Source organism: Okeania sp., assembly GCF_983059655.1.
Genome location: NZ_CEZPJD010000603.1, coordinates 1 through 5,018 on the forward strand (window position 1 = coordinate 1; position 5,018 = coordinate 5,018).

The 5,018-nt window shown below is 38.4% G+C and carries 6 protein-coding genes; 1 reads left to right on the forward strand and 5 read right to left on the reverse strand.

The window, feature by feature from the left end; all coding sequences use genetic code 11:
- Positions 1 to 187, reverse strand: a 187-nt coding sequence (locus AC3DU7_RS24985; protein WP_488041998.1) for a helix-turn-helix domain-containing protein, incomplete at its 3' end; no start/stop codon positions are given.
- Between the two features lie 197 nt (positions 188 to 384).
- Here AC3DU7_RS24985 and AC3DU7_RS24990 point away from each other — a divergent pair.
- The gene (locus AC3DU7_RS24990) at positions 385 to 663 is read left to right on the forward strand and encodes a hypothetical protein (protein WP_488041999.1); all 279 of its coding nucleotides are present in this window, start codon (positions 385 to 387) and stop codon (positions 661 to 663) included.
- Positions 664 to 1,164: 501 nt separating this feature from the next.
- Here AC3DU7_RS24990 and AC3DU7_RS24995 read toward each other — a convergent pair.
- The 4 genes from AC3DU7_RS24995 to AC3DU7_RS25010 form a co-directional block, all read right to left on the reverse strand.
- On the reverse strand, positions 1,165 to 1,563 hold the full coding sequence (locus AC3DU7_RS24995; RefSeq protein ID WP_488042000.1) for a type II toxin-antitoxin system VapC family toxin: 399 nt from the start codon (positions 1,561 to 1,563) through the stop codon (positions 1,165 to 1,167).
- Between the two features lie 2 nt (positions 1,564 to 1,565).
- Entirely contained in the window at positions 1,566 to 1,817 is a 252-nt protein-coding gene (locus tag AC3DU7_RS25000) for a type II toxin-antitoxin system Phd/YefM family antitoxin (protein ID WP_488042001.1), read from the reverse strand.
- Between the two features lie 363 nt (positions 1,818 to 2,180).
- Positions 2,181 to 3,872, reverse strand: a complete 1,692-nt coding sequence (locus tag AC3DU7_RS25005) for a sodium:solute symporter family protein (RefSeq protein ID WP_488042002.1) — start codon at positions 3,870 to 3,872, stop codon at positions 2,181 to 2,183.
- A complete protein-coding gene (locus AC3DU7_RS25010; protein WP_488041881.1) occupies positions 3,873 to 4,133 on the reverse strand; it encodes a DUF4212 domain-containing protein in 261 nt (86 codons plus the stop codon). It lies immediately after the preceding gene.
- Between the last annotated feature and the right edge of the window lie 885 nt (positions 4,134 to 5,018).

Genomic DNA, 5,018 nt, shown 5'->3' on the forward strand with positions numbered 1-5,018 from the left:
TCTGCCATAATTCTGAGCTAGCTTTTCTCACATTACTTTCAGAGCAATCAAATTCCTTGGCAATATCTTTGTAAGTCTCCTTTTGTAGAGTTACTTTGAGTACCGCTTGTTGTAAGTCACTTAGAGATTTGCCTGTTTTCTCAGAAACTATTTGGTTGGCTATTTTTATAACTTCTTCCAAGTTCATAAGATAAGGGGAGGTATGTTTTTTGTATTATCACTTGCGTTGGGTAAAAGTCTAGTACATTTTTAACATTTTTATACAAAAGTAGATAAATTTGAGTCAGAAAAAGAGTAACAAATTTGAACGTTTTTGGACTAGGCAAAGTATTGACTTATGAGTAATCATGGAAAAAATGTCCAACATAAATCTAGAATAAGGTAATGTTAACAACTCATTTTATTCATTTCGCGATCGAGCCAGTCACAACTACAATAGCATTAATAGCTGTTGGAAAAGCCCTGGGACTATGTGGCGCTGGAGTAGGTGGAGCAACAGTCGGAAATGCTCTAAGCCAAAAAGCTAATGGGGAGAAAAAAGTCAACTGGCGTAAAGCAGCTTCTGACGGTACAAAATCTGCCGTAGGCACTATGTCACTTGTTACCCGATTAGATGGTGTTATTTCACCTACAGACTCGCCAGATCACAAGCCCAGAAACTAATTGAAAGCCATTTATAATGAAGTCTACTGTTATTTGATTAGTAGGTAACCGCTCAATAATCCGGGGTAAATCGGTAAATGGTAAGCCTCAAATAGCGTAAAATCATTCCTAAACTGGTAGTCCGCCCCAATTTATTGAGCGGATACATTAGTAGACTTCTTGTCTGTAGTTTTTTACTCTTTATAAATACCTGAACTATGAGACTTCCCAAAAACGCACTTCCTTTTCTTTTAATTGCCTTTATTATCTTTATTATTTGCTTGATTATTGCTTTCTTTTCAGGACTAGTTTAGTGAAATTGTAGGTTGGGTTAAGCGACAGCGCAACCCAACAAAAACCTCTATAATATATCTTTGATGTTGGGTTTCGTTCCTCAACCCAACCTACATGAGCGATCGCTCTTCTACAAGAAAGAGGCTAATTGCACTTAATCTGTGCATCCGTGCCATAATCTGTGTGAGCGCCTCCTCCCAACCTACATGAGCGATCGCTCTCCAAACACTAACTTGCTGCCCAAAGAAGGGAAATATTGCTGTATTGCCTGAACATTGAATCAGCACTCATAAGCGTCATTTCCTCTATCTGAGCTTGGGCAATTAGCATTCTGTCAAAAGGATCTTTATGATGTAACGGTAATGCAGCCGCTCTTAAGGCATGACCAGCAGTAATTTCTAAAATTTGCATATTTAACGACGCTATACGACTATAAATGCAGGTATCTATCGGTTCTGGCAAAGATAATTTTCCATAAGCAACTTTGATTGCTATTTCCCACACACTAGCAGCAGAAAACCACAATTCGTTACTTTCATCAGCAATACAGGTGGTTGCCTCTTCGTTTAACCGTTCAGGTTCAGCAAACCACCATAACCAGCACTGGGTATCCAATAACAGTTTCACCCTTACTCTCCCTCAAATGCTGCCATAATTTCTTGTGGTAAAGGTTCGTTAAAATCCTCTGGTACGACAAATTTTCCTCTATCCTGCCCCAAGCTAGCTATTCGCTTAGATGAGGGAGACATGGGAACTAACTTCGCGATCGCCACCCCTTGATTTAAAATAATAATTTCTTCTCCAGGTTTGATACCAGATAATAACTCCGAGAGATTGATTTTGAAGTCGTTAGGTAAGTTTTCTATCTGAAGTGTAGCCATTTTTGTTTCTGAATCACTTTTATATTACATTACCAGTTTAACTTAACTTAGGATATTTTAGAGATTGTAGGTTGGGTTAAGCGGCAGCGCAACCCAACAAAAACCTACACTATATGTATATTATATTGGGTTTATCCTACGGATAAGCTCCGCTAACGTTCCTCAACCCAACCTACATCTGGGGGGTTGTGAATTGAAACATTCTCATCATCAACGTTGAAAAATTTGTAGTAGTGGATTGTTTCATCTTAAATAGTGCATTAGAATTGTCATTGCGAACGATAGTGAAGCAATCTCTAGTAGATTTCCTATTGCATCATTTTAGGTGAAACAGTCCACTACTGGAAGTCTTCCTTCTTTAAATTAATCCAACTGTTCCTCCCCAATGTCACTAATGGGAACAGGCACAGCTAAAGGAGATCGCAAATCCTCTACCATTTCTTGTATTTCAAAAGGTGGAGGAGGTGTCATCCGAGATACTACCAAAGTCACAATAAAATTCAGCACCATACCTACAGTGCCAATACCTTCAGCAGAAACACCGAAAAACCATGTCGGCATTCCCGCAAATTTGACACCCATTATATAGATAGTAGTAAACAATAAACCCACTACCATGCCAGAGATCGCTCCTTCCCGATTAGTGCGTTTATCAAACACTCCTAAAATGATCGCCGGGAAAAAACTAGCAGCAGCTAAACCAAAAGCAAACGCTACCACCTGAGCAACAAACCCTGGTGGGTTGATTCCAAAGTAACCAGCAATGGCGATAGCAAACCCTACCATGACTCGCCCTACCATTAACCGTCGCGACTCAGATGCTCCTGGATCGATCATCCGATAGTAAACATCGTGGGCAATGGAACTGGAAATCACCAATAACAAACCGGATGCAGTAGACAAAGCAGCAGCCAACCCTCCTGCTGCCACTAACGCAATTACCCAAGGAGCAAGTTTAGCTACTTCTGGGGTAGACAAAACAATAATATCCCGGTCAATCTTAATTTCATTCGTCTCTTTATCTGGGGTTAGTTGAAAGCGACCGTCATTATTTTGATCGGTGAATTCTAACAAACCCGTCTTTTCCCACTTTGTCGCCCAGTCTAACTGTTGCACTTCCTCCACAGTTTTGTTGTGCAAACTCTCAATTAAGTTGTATCGGGCAAAAGTAGCTAAGGCAGGAGCAGTTGTATACAAGATAGCAATAAACAATAATGCCCAACCCGCAGAATATCTCGCTGCCCTTACATCAGGTACCGTGTAGAAGCGAACAATAACATGGGGTAAACCAGCAGTTCCCACCATCAGCGCAATAGTAATAAACAAAACATCCAGCATGGTTTTGTTAGTAAAGGCAGCGCTGTATTCTTGGAAACCCAAGTCTACCTGAACCTGATTGAGTTTTTCGACAATATCGCTGAAAGTAAAGGCAAATTGAGGAATGGGTATACCTGTAATAACTGTCGCAATGGCAATAGCTGGAATCAGATAAGCAACAATGAGTACAGTATATTGGGCAACCTGAGTCCAAGTGATGCCTTTCATTCCTCCTAAAATGGCAAAGAAGGCAACAATAATCATCCCAATGACAACGCCAGTGCCAATATCAACTTGCAAAAACCGACTAAAAACAATACCGACACCCCGCATTTGCCCAGCAACGTAAGTCATGGATACGAAGATGGCAGCAATAACTGCAACGATGCGGGCAATATTGGAATAGTAGCGATCGCCTACAAAGTCGGGTACTGTATATTTACCAAACTTCCGCAGGTATGGAGCTAGCAGTAGTGCCAATAGCACATAACCGCCAGTCCATCCCATCAAATAAATGGAGCCATCATAACCCAAAAAAGAAATTAATCCCGCCATTGAAATAAATGAGGCTGCAGACATCCAGTCAGCACCAGTAGCAGCACCATTGGCAATAGCAGGTACACCTTGGTCAGCGACAAAAAAGCCTTTACTATCTTTGACTCGCGATCGCCATCCAATGTACAGATAACCCATAAAAGAAATGATGACGAGTATAAATGTCCAAACTTCTGCAGTCATTTAGTCTCTCCTGTCAGAATTATATTTTTTATCAAGTTTATCCATTTGAATGGCATAGATGAAAATTAGGATGACAAATACATAAATAGAACCTTGTTGTGCCATCCAAAAACCGAAAGGAACCCCAAAAAATTGAATATTATTTAAGGGTTGGACTAATAGAATGCTCATAACAATTGAAACTGTAGCCCAAACTATTAGCAAGTTTCTGATTAATGCTGTGTTGGCACGCCAGTATGCTTGACGTTTTTCTTCATTCATTTTTTATAGTTGTTGATTAACTATGGATTTTTTGATCGAATTTTAGGGACAAAATCTGATTAATTAGCTCTAAGAGACTGTTTGTAAAAGGAATATTCAGCCAATACACTTTCTTAATCTTTTCTTTACAAATACTCTCTAAAAATGGCCTTTTTTTCTATAAACTAGGTAAATTAGATTAATCCTAAGTATGTTATTAAAGCATTATTTAGTACTTGTTGGAAATGTTATATAAAAATTAACAATTACCCCTCAGTTTTTGTATTTTTCTCCACTTTTATAGTTACTTTTTATTCTCTAATTAGTTAGACATTTTATAAACAACTGCGCTGGGGACTTATAGTAGAAGTAATATGAAATACGAAAAATCATATTTAGTTGTTAATAAATAGTTAAATAATCTACGGATGTATAGCTTTTAATATTTTTTTATAATTAATTAAGCAGACATAATATGAAAAGGTGTTCATTAATTGATAATGGATAATTACAAGAAGGTTAAAACCGTTACGGAATTGAATTGAGCAGAAATCTTATTTCTTTTTTTTTTCTCCTTGCTCATGAGAGGCTTTAAACCGAATGGATTAATTAGGGTTTGCTTATGGAAGTCTTTTTGCTAAGGCAGGGAGTAGGGAGTAGCTAAGAGTCAAGAGTTGGGGGGAGTTGTAGAGGAGGTAGGAGGAAAAATTATCCTTTGCCAACTCTGCCCCACTATACGCCAAAATACTCACTTTTTGAGCCTTATAAGGCGAAAATCAAGTACTTTTTCACGTTCTAAAAAGGCTAAAACCAATATCAGTAAAGACTTTGATATTTAATCAGCAAACCCTAATTATCAATTATCCATTGGTAAAATTAGCTCTTGCAAAAATCTCTCAATAAGTA

Coding starts and splice junctions, on each gene's coding strand:
- AC3DU7_RS24990 (WP_488041999.1), top strand. CDS start 385: ATGTTAACAACTCATTTTATTCATTTCGCGATCGAGCCAGTCACAACT.
- AC3DU7_RS25000 (WP_488042001.1), bottom strand. CDS start 1,817: ATGGCTACACTTCAGATAGAAAACTTACCTAACGACTTCAAAATCAAT.
- AC3DU7_RS25005 (WP_488042002.1), bottom strand. CDS start 3,872: ATGACTGCAGAAGTTTGGACATTTATACTCGTCATCATTTCTTTTATG.
- AC3DU7_RS25010 (WP_488041881.1), bottom strand. CDS start 4,133: ATGAATGAAGAAAAACGTCAAGCATACTGGCGTGCCAACACAGCATTA.